This window comes from Streptomyces sp. NRRL F-5135 (assembly GCF_000719775.1).
GTDB classification, from domain to species: domain Bacteria; phylum Actinomycetota; class Actinomycetes; order Streptomycetales; family Streptomycetaceae; genus Streptomyces; species Streptomyces hebeiensis.
Window position 1 is genome coordinate 61,441 of the sequence record NZ_JOHR01000008.1, and the last position, 24,283, is coordinate 85,723.

Genomic DNA, 24,283 nt, shown 5'->3' on the forward strand with positions numbered 1-24,283 from the left:
CATGCGGACATTTTCCACCATGCTCGAACGACGGGCCCCGCGATGGATTGCCCGAGGGGGCCCACAGGGAAAACACGTCATGGAGCACGGACGGACCGAGCTCCTCCGAGACCCTTCGAGACCTTCGAGAACGTCGAGATCGGAGAGACTGGAGGACGACGATGCGTACGTCATCCAAGGCATTCGGCCGCGGGCGCCGCGCCGGTTTATGGGCCGCCCTCGTCGTGGCCCTGAGCGCCGGCTGTACGGTCCAGCCCGGTATGACGGGCCCGGGGGGCCCGGCGACCGACCAGAAGCCCGGCGAGCGCCCCGCCTGGTCGGCGCCCACCTACCGGGCCGCCACCCCCTCGCAGCGACAACGGGCCGTGCCACCGTCGAAGGCGGTCCCCGTGGCCCCGCGTGCCCCACTGCCCCGGACGCTGATGGCGAGCGGGGCGAGCAGCGCGCAGGTGCGGGAACTGCAGGCCAGGCTGCGGCAGATCGGCCACTTCCACCGCACCCCCACCGGCTACTACGGCTCGGTCACCGCCGCCGCCGTGAGCTCCTTCCAGAACAAGCGGGGCCTGCCGCGGACCGGCAGGACGGACGTCGTCACCTGGGCGAGGCTCCTCGCCATGACCGAGGAACCGACCGGTGCCGAACTGCGCCCCCCGACCAGGAAACCGGCCGTCCGGCCCGCCGCCGGACCGAAGGCCTCGTCCGATCCCCGGTGCATGACGGGCCGGGTGATGTGCATCAGCAAGAGCAGCGGCACGCTGTCGTGGATGGTGGACGGTTCGGTGATGTCCACCATGGACGTCCGGTTCGGCTCCCAGTACACCCCGACCCGTGAAGGCACCTTCTCGGTCTACTGGAAGTCCCGGGACCACGTCTCGACGCTGTACGACACGGCCATGCCGTACGCGATGTTCTTCAGCGGCGGCCAGGCCGTGCACTACTCGGCGGACTTCGCGGCCCGCGGCTACACGGGAGCCTCGCACGGCTGTGTGAACGTCCGGGACAAACAGAAGATCGCCGCGCTCTTCTCGCAGGTCAGCAACGGCGACAAGGTCGTCATCTACTAGCGGGCGAAAGAGAGGGCAGAAGGAGAAGAAGTAAGGACGAGGGGAAGAAGGAAAAGAGGGCGCGGGCGGGACCGGGGGAACGTGTCCCGCCCGCGCCAATGCGCCGAGCCGTAGGTACGGGGGGAACCTCCGGCTCTGTGCGCTGCCGATGACCAGTCGGCACTCAGTACTGCGCCGTGGCCGGAAAAAATGTCACACCTCGCCGGCCGGCAGGAGAAAACAGCAGGTCAGCGCCGCTCAGGTGCGGCTACGAGGACGATGTCAGGGACGGGGCCGGGACCGGGGCCAGGGCCGGGGACCCGTGCCGGTCGGCGTCGTCGCGCGCACTGTCGTCGCCCGCGCCGTCGTCACCGCCGGAGCGACTCTTGTCCGTGTCCCTGCCGCTGTCCGTGTCCTTGCCGCTGTCCGTGCCGTCGTTCTCGGGCCCGTCCCCCTGGCCGTTGTCGGTACCGGGCGACGTGGGGGAGGTCGTGGGCCCCGGCCCGCCGGACTCGTCCGGCCCCGGTTCGTACGGCAGGGACGGCGTGCCGGGGGTGGCCGGGCCGGGCGTGCCGCTCGGGTCGTTCTGCCGGCCGCCCTCGCCCCGCAAGGTGTGGCCGTCGGCGCCGTCCAGCAGCTTGTCGCAGAACCGCGCCGCACCGGCCGGGCCGTCGGCCGCCGACTCCAGTGCGCGCTCACGCTCCGCGTCGATGGCACCGCTGACGTAGGCGCGGCAGGCCCGGACCGTCTGGCTGTACCACTGTCCGCTCGTGGGATCGGACGGCGAACCGCTCCAGTCGCTGTGCGGTCCGGCCGGTCCTATCGCCTCGTTCCCGTTCGCACCGTCCCGGGCGTCACGCCCGTCGTCGCCGTTCCCGTCCGGGGAAGCGGGGGAAGCGGACGAGGCGTCCGGCGAGGGGCCGGCGGACCGGCCGGGGGTGCCGTCCGGCGGCGCCGGCGATTCCGCGCCGAGCCCGGAGGACTCGGACACGTACGGTCCCGGGGAGGCCTTCGTCGACACCGAGTTCCCGGGCAGCGGCGGCTGTTCGCCGCTGACCAGGGAGGGCAGCGCACCCGCGCCCGCCATCACCGCCATACCGCCCAGCGCGCAGCCGGCCACCGCCGCCGCGAGCCCCCTGCGCACCGGCCGGTCGGACGGCGCCGGCCGAACGGACGCCTCCCGGCCGGTCCGTGCGCGCCGTCCGGTCCCGGGCGCGAGGACGAGCCGGAGCGTGCCGAGCGGCTTTCCGCCGCCCCCGCCGCTCCCGGCGGCCGCCGCCCTGTCCGCGCATCCGTCCCCGGGCCCGGCCTCGGCCCCGGCCCCGGTGCGTCCGGCGCGAACCGCGTGTACCGCTTGGCCCGCGTGCCCCCCGTGCACCGCGGCCTCCGTACCGCGGACGCCCTCGGTGTCGGCGCCCTGCCCGACCGTGCCCACGGCACCGACCGCGCCGATCGCACCGGCCGCACCCGCGGGCAGACCCGGTGTCGTGCGCGCCCAGCGCTTCCTGTCCGCGCGCGCCGTCGTCTCGTCGTACGCCCGTGCCTCGTACGCCCTCGCCTCGGGCACCCGTGCCTCGGACGCCGCCGCGTACGCGCCATCGCCGTACGCTCGGCCGGCCGTCCTCCGTGCCCGCCGGAACGCGGCGACGGCCGCCGCCTCGCCCGGTAGTTCCCGGTTGTTCGCGTACGTGATGTCCGCGTCGGCGGCGAGTTCCCGCAGGGCGGCGTCGAGCCGTACCGTACGGCCGCGCGTCCGGTCGTCCCCGGCCGGCGCCACGGGCTCGCCGCGCAGCAGGCTCTCCGCCGCGTCCTCGTCGAGCCACGCGTCATGCTCGTCGGCCATCAGATGTCCTTCTGCGCCCGCGCGCGCGAATGCGTCACACCCGCCGGCACCGGCACCGTCGCACTCGGCAGGGCGCCTCGCGGCGCCGGTACGGCGTCGAGGCCCGCGCCTCCGGCCGGCGCGTAATCGACCGCCGCGCGCCCGGCGGCGCGGGGCACGGGCTGCCGGCGGGCCCCGGCCCGTTCACGAACGCCATCCGGACCCTCCGGGTCCGCCGGACCGTGGCCTTCCGGCCCCTGTCCTCCGGGCCGCCGTCCCCGTGGGGCCGGCGCGCCGGCGCGTCCGCCCGGGCGGCCGGTCCGACCGGTCCGACCGTCCTTGTCACCCTCGTCCCCGTCGCCCGTACCGTCCCCCTCGCTCGTACCGTCCTCGCCGCCGAGGCCACCAGGACCGTCCGGGCCGTCCGGGCCGTCCGTTTCCTCCGCGCTCTCCGTGTTCTCCGCGTCGAGCAGCTCCGCCAGCCGCTTCAGTCCTCGGTGCGCGGCCGTCCGTACCGCGCCCGGCCGCTTGCCCAGCGTCCTGGCCGCGCTCTTCGCGTCCAGCCCGACCACCACCCGCAGTACGACCGCCTCGGCCTGGTCCCGGGGCAGCCGGGCGATCAGCCGCATCGTCCGGCCGGTGGCGAGCGCCTCGATGGCCTCGTCCGCGGTGTCGGACGGCGCGGGCTTCCCGGTCAGCTCCGTCTCGTCCGCGCCCACGGCGGGGCGCCTGCCGCGCATCCTCATGTGGTCCAGCGCCCGGTTTCGGGCTATCCGCGCGGCCCAGCCCCGGAAGCGGTCCGCGTCCCCGCTGAACCGGTCGAGGTCCCGGGCGATCTGCAGCCAGGTCTCGGACGCCACGTCCTCGGCGTCCGGCTCGCCGACGAGCGTCCGTAGATAGCCGAGCAGCCGCGGGTGCACGGCGCGGTACACAGTACGGAAGCCGTCCTCGTCCCCGTCCTGTGCCGCGAGCACCGCGGCGGTCAGCTCCGCGTCGTCCCCCAGCACTCCCACAACCCGTTCTGACATCGCGGCCGGTCCACACCGCGCCACCCCACACGGATGTGCACGCTACGGCCTTCGCGCCCCCTCGTCCACAACTTGTACAACATGCAACGACTTACCGACGATATGCGGTGTGACAGAAAACGCAGCCGCGACGCTGTGAGAAGTACGGAGCCGTCACGCGGCTCCACGGACGGCGACCGGGGCCTCTCCTGTGGGGGGTGGCGGCCCCGGTCGCTCTCCGCACCGACCCGCGCCGACCCGGCGATACCCAGGGCATGAGGCTTCCGCATGACCAACGCGCCCTGACGTCATCGGCCTTGGCCACGCCGGCGCCTCCGCGTCGCTCATTCCCCCCTGGTCCAGCGCGAGGGAATTCCGGGCCGCCGACCGTGATGTCACCCGGCCACGGAGACCGGAGACCTCGACGCACGACCCGGCGCAAGCCCGCCGACGCCACCGCGCACCCGGCGTATCCGTCACACTGCGCTGGGCGGAGGCATCATCCCCGCACCATAGGGGCTTACGGCCTGGGCGAAGACCGGTTCCGGTGGGCCGAGGAGCTCCCGACCTGCGTCGGCCACCCGGTTGTCGTGCCGCCCCGGGGCCGCGCCGTCCCGGGCCGCGCCACCCCGGCACCGGCCCCAGGTGGCCTCCGCCGTACCTCGCGTCAGCTCCGCGCCCGTGCACGGCGGGAGACCACGGCCCGCAGCACGCGCTGCCCCTCGGTGGACACGTCCATGGCGCGGCGCACCCCCGGGGCTCCCGCCGTCTCGGCCAGGATCTCCAGGACCTTGACCTGGCGGCGCAGTTCGCCGGCGACCAGCGGGCCGATCCCGTCCGTACCCGCCGCGCCGTCCTCCGCGTCCGCCACGACGACGGTGTCCTCCCGGCAGCGCGCCAGCCGCTCCGCCGCGCCCGCGCTCCCGCCGTCACCGACCGCGTCCAGCCGCTGGTGGAGCTCCAGGGACATGACGGAGCAGGTGTCGGCCCAGGTGCGCAGCGGCTCCGCCGCCCAGTCCGACGGCGCGGATCCGAGCATCGTCCGTACGAGGACGGCCATGAGGCCCACGTCCGCGGAACCCGGATCCGCCGTGGCCGCCGGGCCCGCGTCCGCCGTCCCCGCACCGCCGTCCACCGGGTCGCCCACGCTCAGCTCGTCCAGTGCCTCCCTGGACTCCACCAGCCGCGCCCGCCAGTCCTGCTCCCCGTCCACCACGCCCGTCCACAACGGCCGCAGGACATCGGTCTCCTCGGCGGAGAGCAACGGCAGACAACGGTCGAGGCAGGCGAGACCGCTCGCGGCCAGACCACGCTCATCCGCTTGTGCGATCAGCTTCACCAGACTCATGGACGACGTCTCCCGTCACTGTCACGAACGCGGCAGCGGTCAGCACGGAAGTGCCGACGGCCCTCCGGACGGAGTGGCCTCGGCACTGAGCACCCGCTGAGCACGCACTGCCCCCTACTGCGCCGCACGGACGGAATTCGTCACTCCGAAAATCGCCCGCTGATCCCGGAAAGGTGCCGTACACCCGGAATTCGCCCGCAGCACACCGCCCGCCCGGTTCCGCCGGCCCGGAGCCCGGGTAGGCGGAGGCCCGGGCCGCCCGCCTGCCCGGGCCCCGCCGGCCCCGGCCCCGCCTGCCCGGGCCCCGCCTGCCCCGGCCCCGCCTGCCCGGGCCCCGCCGGCCCCGGCCCGAGCCTGCCCGGACCCCGCCGGTCCGGGCTCCACCAGCCCAGACCCCGCCTCCGCGTTCAGCCGCCCACCTTCACCGCCAGCGCCTTGAACGACGTCCAGCTCCGCGTCGGCTTCCGCGCGTCCCACAGCTTCTGCGACGTCGCGGCCAGCGGCAGCCGGATGCCCGCGGCCACCTGGTCCTGCGTCTGCGCGTTCGGGAAGTCGCCCCAGATCGCGAAGACCCCGCCGGCGATCTGCTTCGAGTACTTCGCGGGCACGGGGGTCGTCCCGCGCAGCACCAACGGTGTCCACTGCTCGTAGATCCGCTGCCCGGTGGGGTAGGTGAAGTTGTTCGGCTGGCCGAGCACGTAGTAGAGGTACTCGTCGTTGTAGTTCACGACGGTGCGCCCCTGGCTCAGATACGCCACCGGCTCCCGGGCCCCGATCTCCTTGCCGGTCCAGTACGCCACCTGGAGGTTCGGGTCGGCCTTCACGATGCCGTCCTTGTAGATGCCGTCGTTCCAGACGCGCAGCTCCCGGCCGTACGGGCGCATCGTCGCGGCCCGGTCGTTCGTCCAGCCGGTCGTCAGGTCCGCCACCGTGGCGCCGGATCCGTACTTCTTGACCGCCGCCCGCGCGAGGTTCGGGTACGTCGCCTCGGGGTTCGAGGCCATCAGCGCCTGGTACTCGTCCGCGCCAAGGTGCCAGTACGGCCCCGGGAACAGCCCCGCGTACTCGCGCAGCAGGTCGTCGATCAGCCGGGCGGACGCCGGCTGGGAGATGTCGATGGCGCCCTTCGCGATCGCGCCGTTCGCCTTCCGCAGCTTGAGCGAGGGGTTCGGGGCGAGGACGGCACCGAGGTGGCCCGGGTTGTCGATCTCCGGGACGACGTTGATGTGCAGTTGCTTCGCCAGCGCCAGGATCTCCCGGACCTGCGCCTTGGTGAGGTGCTGGGCGGAGACGATCTCGGGGTGGCTGGTGGACTCGATGCGGAAGCCCTGGTCGTCGGAGAAGTGCAGGCCGAGCTGGTTGAGCTTGAGGTCGGCCATCTCGCGCAGCCGGTCCTCCAGCCAGCCCTGGGTGTAGAACTTGCGTGCGATGTCGACCATCAGTCCGCGCTGGGCGCGCGCGGGGGCGTCCTTGACGACGCCCTCGGGCATCACCCCGTCCGCCCGTATCGCCTGCTTGAGCGTGCGGGTGCCGTAGAAGACGCCCGCCTCGTCCGCCCCGGTGATCCGCACCTGGCCGCCGCTGACGTCCATGGTGTACGACTCGGCGCCGCCGCCCCCGCTCGCCAGGGCAAGCTCCACGTCGCCGGCGCCCGCCGCGGCCGTGCCGCGATAGGGGATCTTCAGCTCCTGGGCGATCAGTCTGCCCTCGTCGGCGAGGCCCCGGCCCGCGTCGCCGCCGGCTATGACGACCCCGGTGCTGTTCCCCGCCGGCCGCCAGCCGGGGCCGCGGGCCGCCTCGTGGGTCTGCACGGCGGGCACCGTGCGCGGCGCGGTCGAGAGCGGGTACGAACGGGTCGGCGAGGGTGACGCGACCGACGTCTTCGCCGCGGACGGGGAGCGGTTGTCCTGGGACGAGTCGCCGCCCCCGGAACCGCAGGCGGTGAGGGCCAGGGCGGCAGTCACCGCGAGGACCGCCTCGGCGGCCCTGGTACTGCCCCGGGATGTACGTATCACTTGAGCAACCTCCTCCGTGCGGCGGAGCGCGGCCGTGCGCGGGGCACGACAGGACCCGGCGGGCCCCGGGATCCCGACGGATCCCGGACCCCGGCGGGACCCGGACTCCCGCGGGACCCGTGAGCCGCGTGGCCCGCCCACTGTTGTCCGTGGACCGCCGCCGCTTCCGGCGACCGCTGCCCCTTCCGGCGGCAGCCGCCACGCGTACTTAGGGTGAAGGTCGCACGCCCGCGTCCACCACGCGTGGCGAAACCCCACCGTTCGGGTGAAATTCGCGCATCCGTCGGACCCGCCTTCCGGGCCCGTCGATAGCGTTACGGCGCATCCACCGCTTCCCTCTCACCCGCTTCCGCCGTCCCCGCGCATCTGCCGCCGATCTTTCATCGCACCTGTTGTCGATCTTTGACTCTCGCACACACAACCTCCACGCCCCACAGGCCGTCTCAACTCGAGGCAGCCCACCGCCGTCCCGTCGTGTTCGAGGAGCCCACGGTGTCCCGCGCACCCCATGCCCGCCGTCCGCACAGCCGTCCGAGCGATCCCGCGTCGAGCGGACGTTCGAACGACCCCTGTGATCCGCACGCCTGCGACCCGCACACCGGCGCCCCGCACGCCTGCGGCCTGGACCGCTTCAACACGGCCCCGCGCGCCGCCGTCGAAGCCGCGCTGCTCACCTGCTGCGGCAGCCGCCGCTGGGCCCGGCGGGTCGCCGACCACCGCCCGTACCCCGGCCTGGACGCCCTGCTCGCCGCCGCCGACGAGGCCAGCTACGACCTCTCGCCCGCCGAGATCTCCGACGCCCTCGCCGGAGAGCCGTCCCCGGTCGCGCCGGCCGGCGCCCCGCCCGCCGCCCGCACGGCCCTGACCGCCGCGCACGCCGCGTACGAGAGCAACTTCGGCCACGCCTTCGTGATCAGCCTCGACGGCCGCCGCCCCGAGGAGTACCTGGACCACGTCCTCGCGGGCATCCACGCACGGCTCTCCCACGACCCCGACCACGAACGGGCCGTCGCCGCCGACGAACTCCGCCGGGTCGCCCGCGCCCGCATCGTGCACCTGCTCTCGCACCCCCAGGGGCACAGAGCGGCCAAGAAGCCAACCAAAACGCGGAAACCAGCCAGAAACCAGGCCAAAAACGCCTGAAACAAACCAGCCACGGCGGAGCTGGGCATTCCACCCGCCCGAGTAGCCCGTCCGTGGCCGTATGACTGCCTGTTCGATCACACCGGAGGCCCCCCGGCGTGAGGAGCCGCCACGTCGTCGCTACGATGTCCAGGGCCGGTGGACCGTACCCGGCCGGGCGCGACCGACACCACTGTGCTTTGTTGAGTAGAAGATGGCGGCCGGCTCCCCTAGATCCCGCTCCCGGAGGGTATTTCCGTGCCGGCTGGAACGCTGTACCGCGGCCGGGAAGGAATGTGGTCCTGGGTGGCTCACCGAGTCACCGGCGTCCTCATTTTCTTCTTCCTGTTCGTCCACGTGCTGGACACCGCTCTCGTCCGTGTCTCTCCCGAGGCCTATGACGACGTCGTGGCCACCTACAAGACACCGGTCGTCGCGCTGCTGGAGTACGGCCTCGTGGCCGCCATCCTCTTCCACGCGCTCAACGGCCTCCGCGTCATCGCGGTGGACTTCTGGTCCAAGGGCCCTCGCTACCAGAAGCAGATGCTCTGGGGCGCCGTGGGCGTCTGGATCGTCCTCATGGTGGGCGCCCTCTACCCCGTGCTCGGCCATGCCGTACGCGACGTATTCGGGAGCTGAGTCCGCATGTCTGCCAACAACACCGTCGCCGACAGCTCCGCAGGGACCGCCGGGTCCGGCGGGTCCACGGTCGGCACCGTCGAGGGCGTGAGCCCGTACGACGTGGACAACCCGGCGCCCGTCATCGAGCCGCCCCGCAAGCGGACCGCCAAGACGCCCAAGTCCACCCGCGGCAACTTCGAGATGGCCGCGTGGCTGTTCATGCGGCTCTCCGGCGTCGTCCTGGTCGTCCTCGTCATCGGCCACCTGCTCATCCAGCTGGTGCTGGACGGCGGCGTGTCCAAGATCGGCTTCGCCTTCGTGGCCGGCCGCTGGGCCTCCCCGTTCTGGCAGGTCTGGGACCTGCTGATGCTGTGGCTGGCGATGCTGCACGGGGCCAACGGCCTCCGCACGATCATCAATGACTACGCGGAGCGCCCGAACACGCGCCTGTGGCTCAAGGGCCTGCTGTACACCGCCACGGTGTTCACCATCCTTCTCGGCTCGCTGGTGATCTTCACCTTCGACCCGAACATCCGCTAAAGCCGGGGCTGACGAGACTGATGAAGATCCACAAGTACGACACCGTCATCGTCGGCGCCGGCGGCGCCGGCATGCGCGCGGCCATCGAGGCGACCAAGCGCAGCCGTACCGCCGTGCTGACGAAGCTCTACCCCACCCGGTCCCACACGGGCGCCGCGCAGGGCGGCATGGCCGCCGCGCTCGCGAACGTGGAGGAGGACAACTGGGAGTGGCACACCTTCGACACGGTCAAGGGCGGTGACTACCTGGTCGACCAGGACGCCGCCGAGATCCTGGCGAAGGAGGCCATCGACGCGGTCCTCGACCTGGAGAAGATGGGCCTGCCGTTCAACCGGACCCCGAACGGCACCATCGACCAGCGCCGCTTCGGCGGCCACTCCCGCAACCACGGCGAGGCGCCGGTCCGCCGGTCCTGCTACGCCGCGGACCGCACGGGCCACATGATCCTCCAGACGCTGTACCAGAACTGCGTCAAGGAGGGCGTGGAGTTCTTCAACGAGTTCTACGTCCTGGACCAGCTGATCACCGAGGTCGACGGCGTCAAGAAGTCGGCCGGCGTGGTCGCCTACGAGCTGGCCACCGGCGAGATCCACATCTTCCAGGCGAAGGCCGTGATCTACGCCTCCGGCGGCACCGGCAAGTTCTTCAAGGTGACCTCCAACGCCCACACCCTGACCGGTGACGGCCAGGCCGCCTGCTACCGGCGCGGCCTGCCGCTGGAGGACATGGAGTTCTTCCAGTTCCACCCGACGGGCATCTGGCGCATGGGCATCCTGCTCACGGAGGGCGCCCGCGGCGAGGGCGGCATCCTGCGCAACAAGGACGGCGAGCGCTTCATGGAGAAGTACGCGCCCGTCATGAAGGACCTCGCCTCGCGCGACGTCGTCTCCCGCTCCATCTACACGGAGATCCGCGAGGGCCGCGGCTGCGGCCCCGAGGGCGACCACGTCTACCTGGACCTCACCCACCTGCCGCCGGAGCAGCTGGACGCCAAGCTGCCCGACATCACCGAGTTCGCGCGGACCTACCTGGGCATCGAGCCGTACACGGACCCGATCCCGATCCAGCCGACCGCGCACTACGCGATGGGCGGCATCCCGACCAACGTGGAGGGCGAGGTCCTCGCCGACAACACGACGGTCGTCCCGGGCCTGTACGCGGCGGGCGAGGTCGCCTGCGTCTCCGTGCACGGCGCCAACCGGCTGGGCACCAACTCGCTGCTCGACATCAACGTCTTCGGCCGCCGCTCCGGCATCGCCGCCGCCGAGTACGCCGCGAAGAACGACTTCGTCGAGCTCCCCGAGAACCCGGCCGAGCTGGTCGAGGCCCAGGTCGAGCGGTTGCGCGCGGCCACGGGCAAGGAGCGCGTGGCGACGCTGCGCCAGGAGCTCCAGGAGACCATGGACGCCAACGTGATGGTGTTCCGTACGGAGCAGACGATCAAGACGGCCGTCGAGAAGATCGGCGAGCTGCGCGAGCGCTACCTGAACGTGTCCATCCAGGACAAGGGCAAGCGGTTCAACACGGACCTGCTGGAGGCCGTCGAGCTGGGCAACCTGCTCGACCTGGCCGAGGTCATGGCCGTCTCCGCACTGGCCCGCAAGGAGTCCCGCGGCGGTCACTACCGCGAGGACTTCCCCAACCGCGACGACGTGAACTTCATGCGCCACACCATGGCGTACCGCGAGGTCGGCGACGACGGCACCGAGTCCATCCGTCTCGACTACAAGCCGGTCGTCCAGACCCGCTACCAGCCGATGGAGCGTAAGTACTGATGGCTACCCCGACCATGGACAAGGCCGAGGCGGAGGCCGCTGCCGCCGCCTCCCCGTACATCACGGTCACCTTCCGGATCCGCCGCTTCAACCCCGAGGTCTCCGACGAGGTCCAGTGGCAGGACTTCCCGATCGAGATCGACCCCAAGGAGCGCGTGCTCGACGGCCTCCACAAGATCAAGTGGGACGTCGACGGGTCGCTCACCTTCCGGCGCTCCTGCGCGCACGGCATCTGCGGCTCGGACGCCATGCGCATCAACGGCCGCAACCGGCTGGCGTGCAAGACCCTGATCAAGGACATCAACCCCGAGAAGCCCATCACGGTCGAGCCCATCAAGGGGCTCACGGTCCTCAAGGACCTGGTCGTGGACATGGAGCCGTTCTTCCAGGCGTACCGGGACGTGATGCCCTTCCTGGTCACCAGCGGCAACGAGCCGACGCGCGAGCGCCTGCAGAGCGCCGAGGACCGCGAGCGGTTCGACGACACCACCAAGTGCATCCTGTGCGCCGCGTGCACGTCGTCCTGCCCGGTGTTCTGGAACGACGGCCAGTACTTCGGCCCGGCCGCAATCGTGAACGCCCACCGCTTCATCTTCGACTCGCGCGACGAGGCCGGGGAGCAGCGGCTGGAGATCCTCAACGACAAGGACGGCGTGTGGCGTTGCCGTACGACGTTCAACTGCACGGACGCCTGCCCGCGCGGTATCGAGGTCACGAAGGCGATCCAGGAAGTCAAGCGCGCGCTCATCACGCGCCGCTTCTGACGTCACGGGCCTGCCGGGTCACCCGCGTGACCCGGCGCTGTCCGTGGGGCCCGCTTCCGTACGGCGTGGATTGTGTGAACGCCCGTACAGAAGCGGGCCCTTCGTATGCCAGGATCGACGCATACGTTACGAGCCCTGTTCAGCCGGTGAAGCGGCGGGCGGGGCAGCCGGGAAGCGGGGAGAGACATGAGCGAGCCGAATCCGAACGCGGACGGGGAGTACAAGTGGGGACCGCCGCAGCCGCCGGGCGGCTCGCCGGTGCCTCCGCCGCCGTCCGGCCCTCCCACGCCCGGGGCGCCGGAGTACGACTTCCCCAACCCCACCGTGGTCGACGGCGGCCAGTTCGGCGCGACGCAGGGGTACGGCTACCCGCAGCCGGGCACGCCGGGATACGGCTACCCGCAGTCGGCCGCCCCGGTCCCCGTGCCGATCGGCGGCCTCGCGGGCGGCGGGGCACCGCTGCTGTCGATCGGTGACATCACGGTCGTGAACGACTCGATCGTCACGCCCTCGGGCACGCTCCCGCTGCGGGGCGCCGTGTGGAACGCGACGGACATGTCGCGCACGGAGGAGAAGATCCCGACGCACGCCATCGTCCTGGCCGTCGTCTTCTTCCTGTTCTGCCTGTTGGGCCTGCTCTTCCTGCTGATGAAGGAGAAGACCACGACCGGCTTCGTCCAGGTCACGGTCACCAGCGGCGGCAAGCACCACGCGACGATGGTCCCGGCGACCCACCCGGGGGCGTTCCAGATGGTGATGGGGCAGATCTCCCACGCCCGCTCGCTGAGCAGCATGTGACGCCGAGCAGCGTGTGACGCCGAGCGTGATGTGACGGCGTGTGGCGTGTGGCGGTACGGGGCCGGGTTCAGCCGTCCCGGGCCCGTGGGATGTCACATCTCCTCGCCGGGCTCCGTCGCAACGGTGACGGGATGAACGGAGCATCGGCCACCGACGGCCGCTGACCGCCCGCTGACCGAGGAGACCGTGATGGAAGCCCGGATGGAGAACCCCGCCAAGGTCCTTCCCGACGCCGTACCGCCCGTACTCGCCCTGCTCGATGTCGCCCGGCGGGGCGGCGTACCGGAGGCGACGCTGGAACTGGTCCACCTGCGGGCCAGCCAGATCAACGGGTGCGGCTACTGCGTGGACAGCGGCGTACGCGGCGCCAAGAAGAACGGCGAGACCGACGAGCGGCTGCACGCGGTGGCCGCCTGGCGGGAGGCTCCGTACTTCACCGAGGCGGAACGTGCCGCGCTGGCCCTGTCCGAGGCCGCCACCCGGCTCTCGGACCGCCCGGACCCGGTGCCGGACGAGATCTGGAACGAGGCCGCGGCACACTTCGACGAGAAGCAGCTCGCGTCGCTGCTCCTGATGATCGGTGCGACGAACCTGTTCAACCGGCTCAACGTGGCGACCAAGCAGCCGGCGGGCGCCGGCTGGTGACCGGTCGCCGGGGACGGGTGGCGCGGCGATCCGCCGCCGCCCGCCCCCGGCGGCGCTGCCCCCGCAGGCCCCCGCCCCGCCTGCCTTCCCCTGCCGGTTCTCCCGGCCTCTCCCGGTCCTCCCCCGGCGTGCCGTCATCGGCAACCGGCCTCTCCCGCACCTTACTTGAACACGTTCAAAAACAGGTCTACAGTCAACGACATGAGCTTTTGAACGTGTTCAAAGGTGCGTTCAGAGGCGCGTTCGAAGGAGTGTGGGGATGGACCTCACTGTTGTCGCGTACGTGGCCTACCTGTTGATCAGCGTGACGCTGACCGTGTGGGTGGCCCGGACGCTGAGCAAGAACGGGCGCGTGTTCCTGTCCGACGTGCTCCAGGGGAACGAGAAGCTCGCGGACGCCGTCAACCACCTGCTGGTGGTGGGCTTCTACCTCGTGAACCTCGGTTTCGTGGCGCTCTACCTGAAGAACTCCGACGGCGTCGCGGACGCCCGCGAGCTGGTCGAGGCGATCTCCGTGAAGGTCGGTGTCGTCCTGCTGGTTCTCGGGGTGATGCACCTCGGCAACGTCTACGTCCTCAACAAGTTCCGGCGCCGGGGGATCATGGAGCGTGAGCAGCAGCCGCCGGTGCCGCCGCAGGGCTGGACGGCGACCGCGGACAAGGGCGCGGGCCCGTTCGGCACCCCGGCGACCGGGGTGTGAGCGGCCATGACCGATCCGACGCCCGTACCGGGCCCCCGGCCGGGACCCGCGCGCATCCCGGCGGGCCTGATGCCCGCCGTACGGTACGGACACGACCCCGCGCCGGCCGCCCGTCGGCCCGCACCCTCCGGCTCCGGCAACCGCCGCTCGCCGCACCGTCCGGCGTACCGGCGGTCCGTACGACGGCTCACCGTGCTCTACGACGCCCAGTGCTCGCTCTGTGTCCACCTGCGGCACTGGCTCTCCCGCCAGCCCCAGCTCGTCCCGCTCGACCTGGTGCCCGCGGCCTCCCAGGAGGCGCGGCGGCGGTTCCCGGACCTCGATCACGGCGCCACCCTCGGCGAGATCACGGTCGTCGGTGACGGCGGCCAGGTCTACCGGTCCACGAACGCCTTCATCGTGTGCCTGTGGGCGCTGGCCGGGCACCGGCCGAAGGCCAACTGGCTCGCGACTCCGGCCGGTGCGCCCTTCGCGCGGGTCACGATGCTGGCCGCCGCGAAGTACCGGGAGCTGACGGCGGCGCCCTGCGACGGAGCGTGCGAGGCTCCCACGCCGGGAGATTAGGCTCAGGGACCGTGAAGGACGAGAACTCCGAGCCCCGGGTGGCGGCGGCGGGCGCCGACGGGCCGCCTACCGCCGCCCCCTGGGGCCCAGCCGCCCCGGACTCGCCCGCGGCCCGGGAGGCCCGGGAGACCGGCAGGGTCCGGGGCTCCCGGGCCTCCCGGATGCCCAAGAGCGAGCAGACCCGCACACTCATCCTGGAAACCGCGCTGCGCCTGTTCCAGGAGCGCGGTTACGACCGGACGACGATGCGGGCCATCGCCCAGGAGGCCGGGGTCTCGGTCGGGAACGCGTACTACTACTTCTCGTCCAAGGAGGAGATTCTGAGTTCTAGTATGACCTTGGTCACATGTCCTACCTGTCACGGCAGGGGCAAGATCCCCGCCTCAGACGCCCCTGAACAGGGAAAATGACCTCTGATACTGGGCCAAGCGGGCTGCTCCACCACGCACGAAAACCCCCCGCCTGCGACCTTGGCAGGCGGGGACTGAGGGTCACATACCTGACGGCCCATCAGGCCCCGCCCATGCGCCGGAAGTGACGCACGGACGGGGCCTGTTTCCGTTCCGGCCGCTCGGCCTTACCAAGTGACTCACGGCCGGAACGGGCTTTTGCGCCTGCCATGTAGGGCTAGGCTCGCCCTATGGCTGAGCCTTTCGTGAACGCCGATGAGGTTGATCACCCGGCGTGTGGCATCTGTCCCTCGAAGCGACTTCCCCGGTCGGCATTCGTGGTCTATGACCGGCCGAACAGAGATGCGCCTTTCAACCCCGAAGACGGATACCGCTACGCGTCCGACGGGACACCGGCTTGCGTTCATCCCCATAAATTAGGGATTGAACCGGACCGAATTGCGCCTCCGCCGGAATCGGTGGAACCGGGGAAGGCGAAATCGGTTCCAACTAAGCGGCGGTGGTGGCAAGCGGGATGGAAACCTTCTTCCCGCGCTCAGTGACACCGATTCCGGCGTACACCTGATCCAGCACCTTGCGGCGGCGTTCGGTCTCTTCGCGCCCGATCCAGAACCGGGGGTTGAGGTCGCCGAACGCCGCCTTGTAGACCTGGTGCGTGTAGTCGCCGTGGTCCCACGTGCCGCCACCCGCGCCTTCCTCCATGTCCGTCATGTGCACGAACTGGATCCCCTGACGCTGCTGCATCCGGCACAACAGCGTGAACTGCGCCATTAATGCGTGCGACATGGTGTCCACGGGGACGGGAACCGGGAGCTCGGCGGCCTTCTCGTCGCCATTCGTGAGATCGTAGACGGCCGACTTGATGGCCATCGTCCGAATGGTTTCCTTGAAGAGCGCCGGGGCATCTCCGATTGCGTCGTAGTCCACGACAATCGGATACCCGTAGAAGTCATCCCAGTCGGACGAGTACTTTGCGCACGTGTCCCACAGCCGCTCGAACTCCGGGTCGTTTTCTATGGCTGCGTGGATTTCGCGCGCTCGCTCCGCCACCTTTTCGGGCGCTGGGCGAGAAATGGTTGCTGTCACCTTTGCTCTCTCCTCTTCATGACCGCTTGTACTTGTCAGCCAGTTTGGCGGCCGAGTCCTCCGCTACTTGCTGACCGAGTGCCTGAATGCTGGGGCCGTTGTCCGGGTTACTGGCCACACTCGCCCCCGCCCCGAGATTGCCGACGACGTCGAAGAACTCGTCATCGGACATTTCTTCGGCTCGATTTACCATTGCGCCTTTCCTTTGGTTGACCGCCCATGAGGGGGCGGAGTGTCCCTGTCCGGACTCGAACCGGAGTCTTCCGGGGGTTGCGCATTGTGAATCGACCTACCCGGGGCTCTGCCTGACTTAGCTACAGGGACGCGCGGTTACACGACAGCAAGAATGAACATCGTGACAGCTGCAACCACACCGCCGGTGATGGTCAGGCAGCCAAGGGCGAAAATTGCCTGCGCTACTCGCGTCTGGTTCATCGATCTTCCTCGATTGGCACCCCACCCCCTACCGGGATTCCGAATAGCTATGGGGGAGCCGAATTCGGGCTACGACCGGTAGGGGGCGGGAGTTTTAGGGTTTCAGGGACAGAACGAGCCCGGCGGCGGCAAGCACCCAAGCGGTGAGAATGATGGACCACCAGACATACCAAGGGATCACAATGCGCTGTCGGGCTCGGTGCGTGTTCACCTGAACCGCAGTAGCGGATGAACGCCGTTTGAGCATTGAGGGCATGGAACTACTCCCGTGTGATCGCATTCGAAGCACCCCGCGAATCCGGCGCAATAGGGACACCAAACCGTGGTCTTCCCGATGCACGTTCCGCAGTATTGAGCGGGAGGGTGCGTGTCGCGCTGTTCCTTTTTTCCGGCCATGTTTTCCCACGTATTCACTTTCAGGACCGGCAATTACGAAGCTCGTCGTCGTATTCGCTCGCCCTTTTTATGTTGCCCTTTTCAAGTGCCTCTTTACGTTGCTTGGTCAGTGCCGCGCAGACTCCGCATCGCGCCCGGTGAGCGGGCTTCGACGTCGGCGCGGATGCGGGGGCGGTCAACTCAACCCCGGGTAGCTGTACTGCTGTTCGTCACCGGAACTCCCTTGCGTCACACCTTGCGTTGCGGTCCGACCACCATGGAGGCCCATCAACAGAATGTGCAAGGGAACTTGCACTGAACCACCCACCGGGCGGGAAGTGGCACATGCCAACTCCGACGCATGGGTTGGTGTGGCGGACGGTTGCCATGGCACAGTGCGCACATCACCATGAGAGACGGTCAGTTCAGCCAGGAAGGCGGGACCATGGCACAACCTCACAGGCCGACGGCACGTCGCATCGCGCTGGGTCACGAGCTGCGGGAGCTGCGTAGGGCGGCAGGAATAAGCCTCTTGGACGCGGTGCGCGGGCTTCCGTTCAGTGACACGAAACTCCAGCGAGTTGAAACCGGGCTCCAAGACCTTCGGAGTGCCGGTGACTTGCGTAGGCTTCTTGATCGGTACGGCGTCACCGATGAAGACGAAGTTGAGAAGCTTGTAGCAACTCAACGGGAAGCGTCGAGCCAAGAATGGTGGACGCCGGTTGTGTCGAGCATGAATCCAGGCATGCCGAGATTCCTTGGAATTGAGGCGGCAGCCCAGGAAATCCGCGCGTACCATCCGACCCTTGTTCTGGGACTCTTGCAGACTGAGGCGTACGCGCGCACTCAACACGAAAGCGCAAAGCTCATCGATGAGACGACGAGTGAGTTTGTGGACCAGAGTGTAAGAGTGAGGATGAAAAGAAAGGAGTCTGTGACGCGCAACGAGTCTCCGTTGAGGCTTTGGGCGATTCTTTACGAACCAGCCCTTCGCCACATCGTCGGAGACACCGAATTGATGCGCGAACAGTACGACGAGATTTCCAAGCTGGCCGCGCTCGACAACGTGACCGTTCAGGTACTCCCTCAATCCATGCGCGGGTACTTGTTCGAGCACAATTTCAGCATCATGATTCTCGGCGAAACCATGCCGACAACGATCCAGGTGGATACCGCGTTTGGTACCTCATCGATCAGTGACAAGCGCCGGGAAGTCGGCCGGTTTTCACGTCAGTTCGAGGCGTTGTCACGTTCGGCTTTGCCACCCGAGGACACTCCGAAAATCATGCACCAACTATCCCGAGAGATCACGGAATGAACACCAACGCACGTACCCAAGCAGTCCAAAACCTCACCGACGCGGATTGGTTCAAGTCCTCATACAGCGGCAACGGCACGAACTGTGTTGAGGTCGCTACCGGCATTCCCACTGTCGTGCCCGTTCGTGACTCGAAGGACACTCAGGGCCCGGCGCTCGTCTTCGAGCTGTCGGCCTTCGCGGCCTTTGTCAGCGCGGTCAGGGACCACCGGTTCGACAGCGCCAACTGATCCGCTCCGGTCTGCGAGCAACCTCGGCCCCGCCTCTCCGTCACGGGAGGGCGGGGCCTTCTGCTACGCCCCGTAAGGCTGCGTGGCTGAGCCGGCACTCTAGAGCCGGGAAGAAACGGACATCTCTCACGTCAAGAGGTACACGGAGCGTGAGGGGCCGAGCCTAGGTCTGCCGAGCCGCGCTGGTGTCACGCCCTCTTGGCGCGCTACCCGTTTCGGCGTTTGCGGATTCCCACTTGACGTTTGCTATCGCGAACATGCATGGTCGTAACTCGTAAGGACGTCCGACGGGCTGACGTGTGGCCTGCGGTCGTCGTGATTCGAGTCGAAAGGCTGTGCATGCACAAGATCCGTAGAAGGGTGGGCGTCGCTGCGGCGGCCGTTGCGGCGACGCTCGTTCCGCTGACAGTGGCCGGTGAAGCGTCCGCCATGCCCGCTCCGATAGGGGGTGGCTCCGCGTCCGATTCGGCCTCGGTGATCACCTCGGGCATGAACCGGACGGTCACTGTCGATGGGCTGAGGCTGCGTTCCGAGCCCGGATACCACGGGTGGGTCAAGGGTCTGCTCTACAAGGGCGACCGCGTTTACCTCCGCGAAGTGTTCCATCCCGACTTCGAGCGTGACTGGGTCGGCGTCGTCGTGGTCGACACGAGGGGCGGCCTCCCGATGGAAACGCGCGGCTTCGTCCACACCAGCTACCTCACGTACTAGCTCACCCCCCTTCTCTGCGTCCCGCTGGGGACACGAACAAGCAAAGGAAGACATGTCCATGACATCTCGTGCTGTCGCCATTCTGGGGCTGACGGCCGTTCTTGCGGGGACCGGTGCGGCCACCGCTACGGCGGCACAGGCGGCTGCCAGCATCGACAACCGGTGCTACATCACCGCGTCGGCGGCCAACATCCGGTCAAAGCCCACGATCAACTCGACAGCGGTGGGCGTCGCTTACAAGGGGTGGTCGTGCACGGTGCGCGACTACAAGTACCCGGGTGGAGTGCAGTGGGCGAAGGTGACGTTCCCGCGTTCCGGCGTGACCGGTTGGGTTCGTGATGACCTGATCCACACTCCGGGCGAGAACACACCGATCTGCCTGCCCGGCACCTGCAACGACTGACGCGCCGTCGGGTACCGACGCCCTGGTTGTCGACCGGTCGCCAGAGCAGCCCCCGTTCCTGAGTGAGGCAGGAGCGGGGGCCGCTTGCTGCCCTGGGGCAGCGAGACGAATTCTGTCCCGGGGGTGGCGCGACACGCAAGATCGGGTTTACTTACTGTTTGCTCTGGGTCACGGATCGCATTTAGGTTCGACCAGACCTCGTATCGGGGGCGGGGGAACTACCGTGAACGTCCGGCTGACGGGGTGAAGGTGAATGGAGTACAGGGAGTGGGAATGGGACGGGGACCTGTTTTGGGTCGGCGGTGCCGACTACCTGAGCGAGTGGCGGGAAGCGCGAGGCGCTGCGGCTGAGATCAACGATGTGTTGGCGGCGGCTGGCCTCACGATGCGGGCGGTAGCCAGTACCGATGATGAGGGTCGGGCAGTGGTGCGTCTGCGCGGTACGCCGCTCAGCGTGCGGAAGGTCGCCCGGACCCTGCGGGACGGTCAGAGATGACCTGCTGAGAAACGGGGCGCCCACACCTCGGGAAGCCTGGCGGTTCAGCCCATCGGCGGGGTTGGCTTGAGACTCCGGATGGCTTTGCCGGCTCACTTGGGAATCCGGCCTCACCAGGGGTTTCGTGTAGGCGGGGGCGGGGTCCGGAGGAGCCCCCGACTTGCCTCCGCGCGGCGCGGAGCGCCACACGGTGCCGACACGACGCGGGCACGGCGGCGCACCTGGACGCGGCGGTGTCAGTGCGCGAGTGCGGACCTGGCGCGGACTGCCGGATCGGCCCGGAGGGGCGATGTCCCTCCCACTTACCTGTGTCCGACTAACCTCGCGCCCCCTGGCGTTGGGGTGGGGCGGCGTTCACCATGGAACGGATACGAGAGAGGGAGGGAAGCGACATGGCACGTCGTAAGACTGTGGGCCGTGTGCTGCGGACTCAGGGACGCGGGAAGGTCTCGGTAGAAGAGGACGCGCGCGGACATCAGTGGGTGACCTGCTCCGGTTGCCGGGCTGACGAGTACGCGCCCGGCCCGGGGCCTGCGGCTGCTCGTCAGCGTCAGCACGCGCACACCTGCACCCGCTGACCGATAGCCGGTGATGCCCCCGCTGGCCGTGTGACGGTCTGTCGTCTACGGCTCCGGCGCGCGATCGGGCATCGAGGACGGCGGGCGTCTCGGCCGAGACCGGCCGTAGGCCGCAGCTCGGCCGAGGGCGCCCGACCGTCCGGCGCGCCGGAACGGCGCGCCTCTTGAGTAAGTAGAGAGAAGTTAGACCGATCAGGACCGGCGCTTGGCGGGCGCCTTCTGCGGGGTGATCGGGTAGGCCAAGGTGGCCTGTGTAGCGCTGATACAGAACTCTTCGAGCATGAGCGGATGCCCGTCGGCGTCGGCGGTGACTCGATAGGTAATCAACACCGGTTCGCTGCCAGCCAGTTGAAGCGTCGCGCGTTCGTCGGGCATCGGCGCGCGCGCGGTGACGTGCTCGGTCCAGTTGAGTGGACCTGCGGCGTCGGTGAGAGCGTCGTAGAGAGCCGTTGGGCAGGCGTCTGGGCTCTTGGCCAATGGTGGGCAGGAGTCGGCAACGTCGAAGGGAATCACGGTGCGGTGCGCGGCGCGCACCCCGGTATCCCGATCGGTCAGAACTCGCTCCGCCACGAACACGGCTTCCTCGTCGCGCTCCAACAGTCGTGCCGCCACTCCTGTGGTGTGTCCTCGCGTGACAGCGGCGTACTCGGCTTCGACTCCTTCCCACCCGAGACCGTGACGCGTGCCGCGTCGGGTGATGGCTCGGCTGATATCCAGGCTCGGCATCGTGATCTTGCGCACGAGGGTTCCTACTCCTTGCCTGACTTCAACGAGTCCCCTGGTCCGTAGCTCTGCCATCGCGCTGCGGATGGTCGGCCGTGAGATCTGGTAGCGCTCCATGAGCCGCGCTTCGGACGGCAGGGCGTCACCCGGCTGGTACTCACCATTCGCGATCGCGTCCGTCAACTGGTCGGCTACCTGCACATAGAGGCCACGGGTTCGAGTGAGGCGGTGGTCTGACATGTCCATCTCCTTCTGCGGGCGGTGGCCCGGCTCGCTGTCGGTGCCGTGTGGTAGGGACGTCAGCCCTGCACTCGTCAGCATAAGTCCTGGACATCTCCGCGACCATGACGCATGATCGAACACCCGTAAGGACGAGTCGCAATTGCAAATCCGCGGTTCGTTAGTCGAGTGAGAGGTTGTGCAGATCAGTGCAGACGATTCCCGTAGATGTGGCCCGGCTCGGGTCACTGATGGTGGTGGTCCCTCCGGAGCCGCGCGTGAATCCGGAGACAGGAGAGATCCGCAAGGATCGGGACGGCAATGACGTGTACGTGGTCGGCGTCTCGGTGCGGCAGCGTCAGAACCGTCGCGCGGATGTGATCGAGGTTGCGGTTCCGGGTGAGCCTGCGGGCCTGACTGAGGGCATGCGCGTGCATGTGAACGACCTGGTGGCGGTGTCCTGGGAGATAGGCGACCGGCATGGGACCTCGTTCCGCGCGTCCGGCGTGGTGCCTGCTGGCCCGGTGGCGGCTCCTGCGCCGTCGGGTGGCTCGTCGTCGCGCGGCAAGTCGGCGGGCGGTGACCAGTGATGACCGAGCCTGACTGGGACTGGAACGCCTATTACGACAAGATCACGAGTCTTGCGACAACGGCCTTCATCCTCGACACGTATGACATGTCGCCCAGCACGCGAACGATCACTCTTGAGCGTCTGGAGCGGGACACGACCGAAGCGGCGCACATAGCCGCGTTCCTCGCGGCCCGTAGCCGTGAGGGGGTCGAGCCGAAGTGAGCGATCAGTACAAGGCTCAAGCTCGGGACCTCTCCCGCGATCTCCAGGTGTTGTCAGGATGCGGGGCGGTGCTCCGGGGCCTGTATGACGCGTCCGCTGACGACATTGATGCGTTGCTGAGGCTGGCGCAGAAGCATGGTTCGTGGGCGTCGCGCCGGGCTGAATGGCTGCTGGATGAGCGCCGGAAGCGTCGTCCGCGAGGTGGTTCCTGATGCCGTGGGAACTGGTGATCTGGATCATCTCTGTGGTTCTGCTGCTGGCGCTCATGACGCAAGGCTGGTGGCAGTCGCGGGTGCCGTTGTGGAAGCGACAGGCCCGCGACACGCCGTGGCGCTGGTACCTGGTCGGGTTCCCGGCCACGGTTGCCCGGATGCGGTGGACCTGGCGCAAGCTCACTCAGAACCGCGATCTTGCGGTGACGCGTCGGCCTCGGTACACGGTGATCGGCCGGGACACGATGGTGCGGGGAACGGCGGTGCGTCCGCTCCCGCCTCGCCTCGGGGTCCCGCGTCCGACTCCGGTCGGCCTGACCGTTCGCGTGCATCTGCACCCGGGCCAGACACCCGCTGCGTTCATCGCGTCGGCGGATGCCTTCGCGCATGCCTGGCGCGTGCATGAGGTGCGGGTGATCTCCGTCAAGCGCGGACAGGTCCTGATCACTGCGACCGCTACCAACCCGTTGATCGAATCCGCGACATGGCGGCGGGTGCCTGCTCCGCGTCTGCTCGCTGCCGTGGTCGGCCGTACCGGTGACAGCGGCGGCGTGTGGGTGATCGACTTCCGGAGCGTGCCGCACTGGCTGATCACGGGTGCGACTCAGTCGGGTAAGTCCACGCTGCTAGCTGCGCTCGTGACCGAACTCGGCGCACAGGACGTCGCGTTGGTCGGCGTGGACTGCAAAGGCGGCTTGGAACTGGGTGTGTTCGAGCGTCGACTGTCGGCGCTGGCCACGACACGTGCTGAGGCAATCACGGTTCTGTCGGCCCTCGTAAGTGAGGTTGAGGACCGGATGGCGGCATGTCGCGCGGCGGGGGTGCGCTCCGTCTGGCAGCTGCCGGAGGATGAGCGGCGGGTGCCCGTGGTCCTGGTGGTGGATGAGGTCTCAGAGCTGTACCTGACCGACGGATCCGCCGCATCCAGGAAGGAAGCGGCCGAGTGTTCGACGCTCCTCCTGCGGCTGGCACAGCTTGGCGCGGCGCTCGGCGTGCACGTGGTCGTCGCGGCCCAGAGGTTCGGCTCCGAACTCGGCTCCGGCGTTACCGCGCTGCGGGCACAACTCGGCGGCCGGATCTGCCACCGCGTCCACGACGAGACAACCGCTGAAATGACGCTCGGGGACCTGAGCCCGGATGCGGTGATCGTCGCGCAAGCCATCGGTGAACACGAGCAAGGCGTGGCGGTGACGACGGTCGGCGGCTCCTGGCTGCGGGTCCGATCCCGCTTGCTGTCCCCCGATCAGGCACGGCAGTACGCGGAACGCCAGGCACACCTCACTCCCAAGCTGCCCGCGCTCGCACGGGCCATGGGTGAGGGCGGGGGCTCATGAACGAAGCAACCGCAATCGCGCTGGCGCTCGTGTTCGGCCTGGCAACCACTCTCCTGGTCCGCTCACGAGAGGTCACGTGGTGGTCGGCGCTGCTGATCTTCCTCTGTGGCTTCTATACCGGCCAGACAGGTGCGTTCTTCATGATCTCCGAAACCGTCAACTGGGTTCTCTCCCGCGTCACCGCGTAGCCGGACCG

General features: G+C 69.0%; 25 protein-coding genes, 1 tRNA gene and 1 pseudogene. 19 read left to right on the forward strand and 8 right to left on the reverse strand.

The features are described 5' to 3' along the window. Positions 1-161: 161 nt before the first annotated feature. Positions 162-1,064, forward strand: coding sequence for a L,D-transpeptidase family protein (locus tag IG02_RS0115285; protein ID WP_030747073.1), 903 nt, complete (start codon positions 162-164; stop codon positions 1,062-1,064). A 247-nt stretch (positions 1,065-1,311) separates the two neighbouring features. Here IG02_RS0115285 and IG02_RS37805 read toward each other — a convergent pair whose 3' ends face one another. The 4 genes from IG02_RS37805 to IG02_RS0115305 form a co-directional block, all read right to left on the reverse strand. Continuing rightward, the gene (locus IG02_RS37805) at positions 1,312-2,886 is read right to left on the reverse strand and encodes a hypothetical protein (RefSeq protein ID WP_051765072.1); all 1,575 of its coding nucleotides are present in this window, start codon (positions 2,884-2,886) and stop codon (positions 1,312-1,314) included. After that, complete coding sequence (locus IG02_RS43875; protein ID WP_030747079.1) at positions 2,886-3,872, reverse strand: RNA polymerase sigma factor; 987 nt, start codon at positions 3,870-3,872, stop codon at positions 2,886-2,888. The genes IG02_RS37805 and IG02_RS43875 overlap by 1 nt, the downstream gene beginning before the upstream one ends. A gap of 667 nt (positions 3,873-4,539) precedes the next feature. Beyond that, on the reverse strand, positions 4,540-5,220 hold the full coding sequence (locus IG02_RS0115300) for a hypothetical protein (protein WP_030747082.1): 681 nt from the start codon (positions 5,218-5,220) through the stop codon (positions 4,540-4,542). 407 nt (positions 5,221-5,627) lie between these two features. Beyond that, positions 5,628-7,232 (reverse strand): beta-N-acetylhexosaminidase, encoded by a 1,605-nt coding sequence (locus IG02_RS0115305; RefSeq protein ID WP_030747085.1) that lies wholly within the window; start codon positions 7,230-7,232, stop codon positions 5,628-5,630. A 495-nt stretch (positions 7,233-7,727) separates the two neighbouring features. On the opposite strand from IG02_RS0115305, the gene IG02_RS0115310 reads away from it, so the two are divergent. The 10 genes and pseudogenes from IG02_RS0115310 to IG02_RS43880 all read left to right on the forward strand — a co-directional run. Further along, a complete protein-coding gene (locus IG02_RS0115310) occupies positions 7,728-8,378 on the forward strand; it encodes a 2-oxo-4-hydroxy-4-carboxy-5-ureidoimidazoline decarboxylase (RefSeq protein ID WP_078854536.1) in 651 nt (216 codons plus the stop codon). 237 nt (positions 8,379-8,615) lie between these two features. After that, complete coding sequence (gene sdhC / locus IG02_RS0115315; protein ID WP_078854503.1) at positions 8,616-8,996, forward strand: succinate dehydrogenase, cytochrome b556 subunit; 381 nt, start codon at positions 8,616-8,618, stop codon at positions 8,994-8,996. A 6-nt stretch (positions 8,997-9,002) separates the two neighbouring features. After that, entirely contained in the window at positions 9,003-9,518 is a 516-nt protein-coding gene (locus IG02_RS0115320; RefSeq protein WP_030747095.1) for a succinate dehydrogenase hydrophobic membrane anchor subunit, read from the forward strand. Positions 9,519-9,538: 20 nt separating this feature from the next. Further along, entirely contained in the window at positions 9,539-11,293 is a 1,755-nt protein-coding gene (sdhA, locus tag IG02_RS0115325; protein WP_030747098.1) for a succinate dehydrogenase flavoprotein subunit, read from the forward strand. Next, the gene (locus IG02_RS0115330; protein WP_030747107.1) at positions 11,293-12,057 is read left to right on the forward strand and encodes a succinate dehydrogenase iron-sulfur subunit; all 765 of its coding nucleotides are present in this window, start codon (positions 11,293-11,295) and stop codon (positions 12,055-12,057) included. The genes sdhA and IG02_RS0115330 overlap by 1 nt, the downstream gene beginning before the upstream one ends. A 186-nt stretch (positions 12,058-12,243) precedes the next feature. Next, on the forward strand, positions 12,244-12,855 hold the full coding sequence (locus IG02_RS0115335) for a hypothetical protein (protein ID WP_030747110.1): 612 nt from the start codon (positions 12,244-12,246) through the stop codon (positions 12,853-12,855). 189 nt (positions 12,856-13,044) lie between these two features. After that, positions 13,045-13,500 (forward strand): carboxymuconolactone decarboxylase family protein, encoded by a 456-nt coding sequence (locus IG02_RS0115340; protein ID WP_030747112.1) that lies wholly within the window; start codon positions 13,045-13,047, stop codon positions 13,498-13,500. Positions 13,501-13,759: 259 nt separating this feature from the next. After that, positions 13,760-14,200: a hypothetical protein gene (locus tag IG02_RS0115345; RefSeq protein ID WP_030747114.1), complete on the forward strand. Its 441-nt coding sequence runs from the start codon at positions 13,760-13,762 to the stop codon at positions 14,198-14,200. 192 nt (positions 14,201-14,392) lie between these two features. Further along, positions 14,393-14,764, forward strand: a complete 372-nt coding sequence (locus IG02_RS0115350) for a thiol-disulfide oxidoreductase DCC family protein (RefSeq protein WP_030747116.1) — start codon at positions 14,393-14,395, stop codon at positions 14,762-14,764. 38 nt (positions 14,765-14,802) lie between these two features. Further along, positions 14,803-15,087: pseudogene (locus IG02_RS43880) on the forward strand (helix-turn-helix domain-containing protein); the annotation flags it as partial. A gap of 576 nt (positions 15,088-15,663) precedes the next feature. Here the strand turns inward: IG02_RS43880 and IG02_RS0115360 are convergent. The 3 genes from IG02_RS0115360 to IG02_RS41555 all read right to left on the reverse strand — a co-directional run bounded on the left by IG02_RS0115360 (position 15,664) and on the right by IG02_RS41555 (position 16,584). Further along, complete coding sequence (locus tag IG02_RS0115360; protein WP_037803033.1) at positions 15,664-16,260, reverse strand: hypothetical protein; 597 nt, start codon at positions 16,258-16,260, stop codon at positions 15,664-15,666. A gap of 16 nt (positions 16,261-16,276) precedes the next feature. Continuing rightward, on the reverse strand, positions 16,277-16,453 hold the full coding sequence (locus tag IG02_RS41550) for a hypothetical protein (RefSeq protein ID WP_158712298.1): 177 nt from the start codon (positions 16,451-16,453) through the stop codon (positions 16,277-16,279). Between the two features lie 40 nt (positions 16,454-16,493). Beyond that, a tRNA-OTHER gene (locus tag IG02_RS41555) sits at positions 16,494-16,584 on the reverse strand. Between the two features lie 931 nt (positions 16,585-17,515). Here IG02_RS41555 and IG02_RS0115375 point away from each other — a divergent pair. The 4 genes from IG02_RS0115375 (at position 17,516) to IG02_RS0115390 (ending at position 19,732) form a co-directional block, all read left to right on the forward strand. Continuing rightward, entirely contained in the window at positions 17,516-18,388 is an 873-nt protein-coding gene (locus IG02_RS0115375; RefSeq protein ID WP_030747120.1) for a helix-turn-helix domain-containing protein, read from the forward strand. Further along, entirely contained in the window at positions 18,385-18,618 is a 234-nt protein-coding gene (locus IG02_RS0115380; protein WP_030747122.1) for a DUF397 domain-containing protein, read from the forward strand. The genes IG02_RS0115375 and IG02_RS0115380 overlap by 4 nt, the downstream gene beginning before the upstream one ends. Positions 18,619-18,957: 339 nt before the next feature. Continuing rightward, entirely contained in the window at positions 18,958-19,329 is a 372-nt protein-coding gene (locus IG02_RS0115385) for a hypothetical protein (protein WP_158712299.1), read from the forward strand. Between the two features lie 58 nt (positions 19,330-19,387). Further along, complete coding sequence (locus IG02_RS0115390) at positions 19,388-19,732, forward strand: SH3 domain-containing protein (RefSeq protein ID WP_158712300.1); 345 nt, start codon at positions 19,388-19,390, stop codon at positions 19,730-19,732. Between the two features lie 1,266 nt (positions 19,733-20,998). Here the strand turns inward: IG02_RS0115390 and IG02_RS0115400 are convergent. Further along, complete coding sequence (locus IG02_RS0115400; RefSeq protein WP_030747135.1) at positions 20,999-21,769, reverse strand: GntR family transcriptional regulator; 771 nt, start codon at positions 21,767-21,769, stop codon at positions 20,999-21,001. Between the two features lie 188 nt (positions 21,770-21,957). Between IG02_RS0115400 and IG02_RS39335 the strand changes: the two genes are divergently transcribed. The 4 genes from IG02_RS39335 to IG02_RS0115420 all read left to right on the forward strand — a co-directional run bounded on the left by IG02_RS39335 (position 21,958) and on the right by IG02_RS0115420 (position 24,275). Beyond that, a complete protein-coding gene (locus tag IG02_RS39335) occupies positions 21,958-22,338 on the forward strand; it encodes a hypothetical protein (RefSeq protein ID WP_078854505.1) in 381 nt (126 codons plus the stop codon). Further along, positions 22,338-22,541, forward strand: a complete 204-nt coding sequence (locus IG02_RS0115410; RefSeq protein ID WP_030747140.1) for a hypothetical protein — start codon at positions 22,338-22,340, stop codon at positions 22,539-22,541. Before IG02_RS39335 ends, IG02_RS0115410 begins: the two co-directional genes overlap by 1 nt. 211 nt (positions 22,542-22,752) lie before the next feature. Next, positions 22,753-24,087: an FtsK/SpoIIIE domain-containing protein gene (locus IG02_RS0115415; RefSeq protein ID WP_030747142.1), complete on the forward strand. Its 1,335-nt coding sequence runs from the start codon at positions 22,753-22,755 to the stop codon at positions 24,085-24,087. Then, complete coding sequence (locus IG02_RS0115420) at positions 24,084-24,275, forward strand: hypothetical protein (RefSeq protein ID WP_030747144.1); 192 nt, start codon at positions 24,084-24,086, stop codon at positions 24,273-24,275. Before IG02_RS0115415 ends, IG02_RS0115420 begins: the two co-directional genes overlap by 4 nt. Positions 24,276-24,283: the final 8 nt, after the last annotated feature.

Excerpts from the sequence above, each read along its gene's own strand:
- IG02_RS0115285 (WP_030747073.1), top strand. The coding sequence starts at position 162 with ATGCGTACGTCATCCAAGGCATTCGGCCGCGGGCGCCGCGCCGGTTTA.
- IG02_RS37805 (WP_051765072.1), bottom strand. The coding sequence starts at position 2,886 with ATGGCCGACGAGCATGACGCGTGGCTCGACGAGGACGCGGCGGAGAGC.
- IG02_RS0115300 (WP_030747082.1), bottom strand. The coding sequence starts at position 5,220 with ATGAGTCTGGTGAAGCTGATCGCACAAGCGGATGAGCGTGGTCTGGCC.
- IG02_RS0115320 (WP_030747095.1), top strand. The coding sequence starts at position 9,003 with ATGTCTGCCAACAACACCGTCGCCGACAGCTCCGCAGGGACCGCCGGG.
- sdhA (WP_030747098.1), top strand. The coding sequence starts at position 9,539 with ATGAAGATCCACAAGTACGACACCGTCATCGTCGGCGCCGGCGGCGCC.
- IG02_RS0115330 (WP_030747107.1), top strand. The coding sequence starts at position 11,293 with ATGGCTACCCCGACCATGGACAAGGCCGAGGCGGAGGCCGCTGCCGCC.
- IG02_RS0115335 (WP_030747110.1), top strand. The coding sequence starts at position 12,244 with ATGAGCGAGCCGAATCCGAACGCGGACGGGGAGTACAAGTGGGGACCG.
- IG02_RS0115340 (WP_030747112.1), top strand. The coding sequence starts at position 13,045 with ATGGAAGCCCGGATGGAGAACCCCGCCAAGGTCCTTCCCGACGCCGTA.
- IG02_RS0115345 (WP_030747114.1), top strand. The coding sequence starts at position 13,760 with ATGGACCTCACTGTTGTCGCGTACGTGGCCTACCTGTTGATCAGCGTG.
- IG02_RS41550 (WP_158712298.1), bottom strand. The coding sequence starts at position 16,453 with ATGGTAAATCGAGCCGAAGAAATGTCCGATGACGAGTTCTTCGACGTC.
- IG02_RS0115375 (WP_030747120.1), top strand. The coding sequence starts at position 17,516 with ATGGCACAACCTCACAGGCCGACGGCACGTCGCATCGCGCTGGGTCAC.
- IG02_RS0115380 (WP_030747122.1), top strand. The coding sequence starts at position 18,385 with ATGAACACCAACGCACGTACCCAAGCAGTCCAAAACCTCACCGACGCG.
- IG02_RS0115385 (WP_158712299.1), top strand. The coding sequence starts at position 18,958 with ATGCACAAGATCCGTAGAAGGGTGGGCGTCGCTGCGGCGGCCGTTGCG.
- IG02_RS0115390 (WP_158712300.1), top strand. The coding sequence starts at position 19,388 with ATGACATCTCGTGCTGTCGCCATTCTGGGGCTGACGGCCGTTCTTGCG.
- IG02_RS0115400 (WP_030747135.1), bottom strand. The coding sequence starts at position 21,769 with ATGTCAGACCACCGCCTCACTCGAACCCGTGGCCTCTATGTGCAGGTA.
- IG02_RS0115410 (WP_030747140.1), top strand. The coding sequence starts at position 22,338 with ATGACCGAGCCTGACTGGGACTGGAACGCCTATTACGACAAGATCACG.
- IG02_RS0115415 (WP_030747142.1), top strand. The coding sequence starts at position 22,753 with ATGCCGTGGGAACTGGTGATCTGGATCATCTCTGTGGTTCTGCTGCTG.
- IG02_RS0115420 (WP_030747144.1), top strand. The coding sequence starts at position 24,084 with ATGAACGAAGCAACCGCAATCGCGCTGGCGCTCGTGTTCGGCCTGGCA.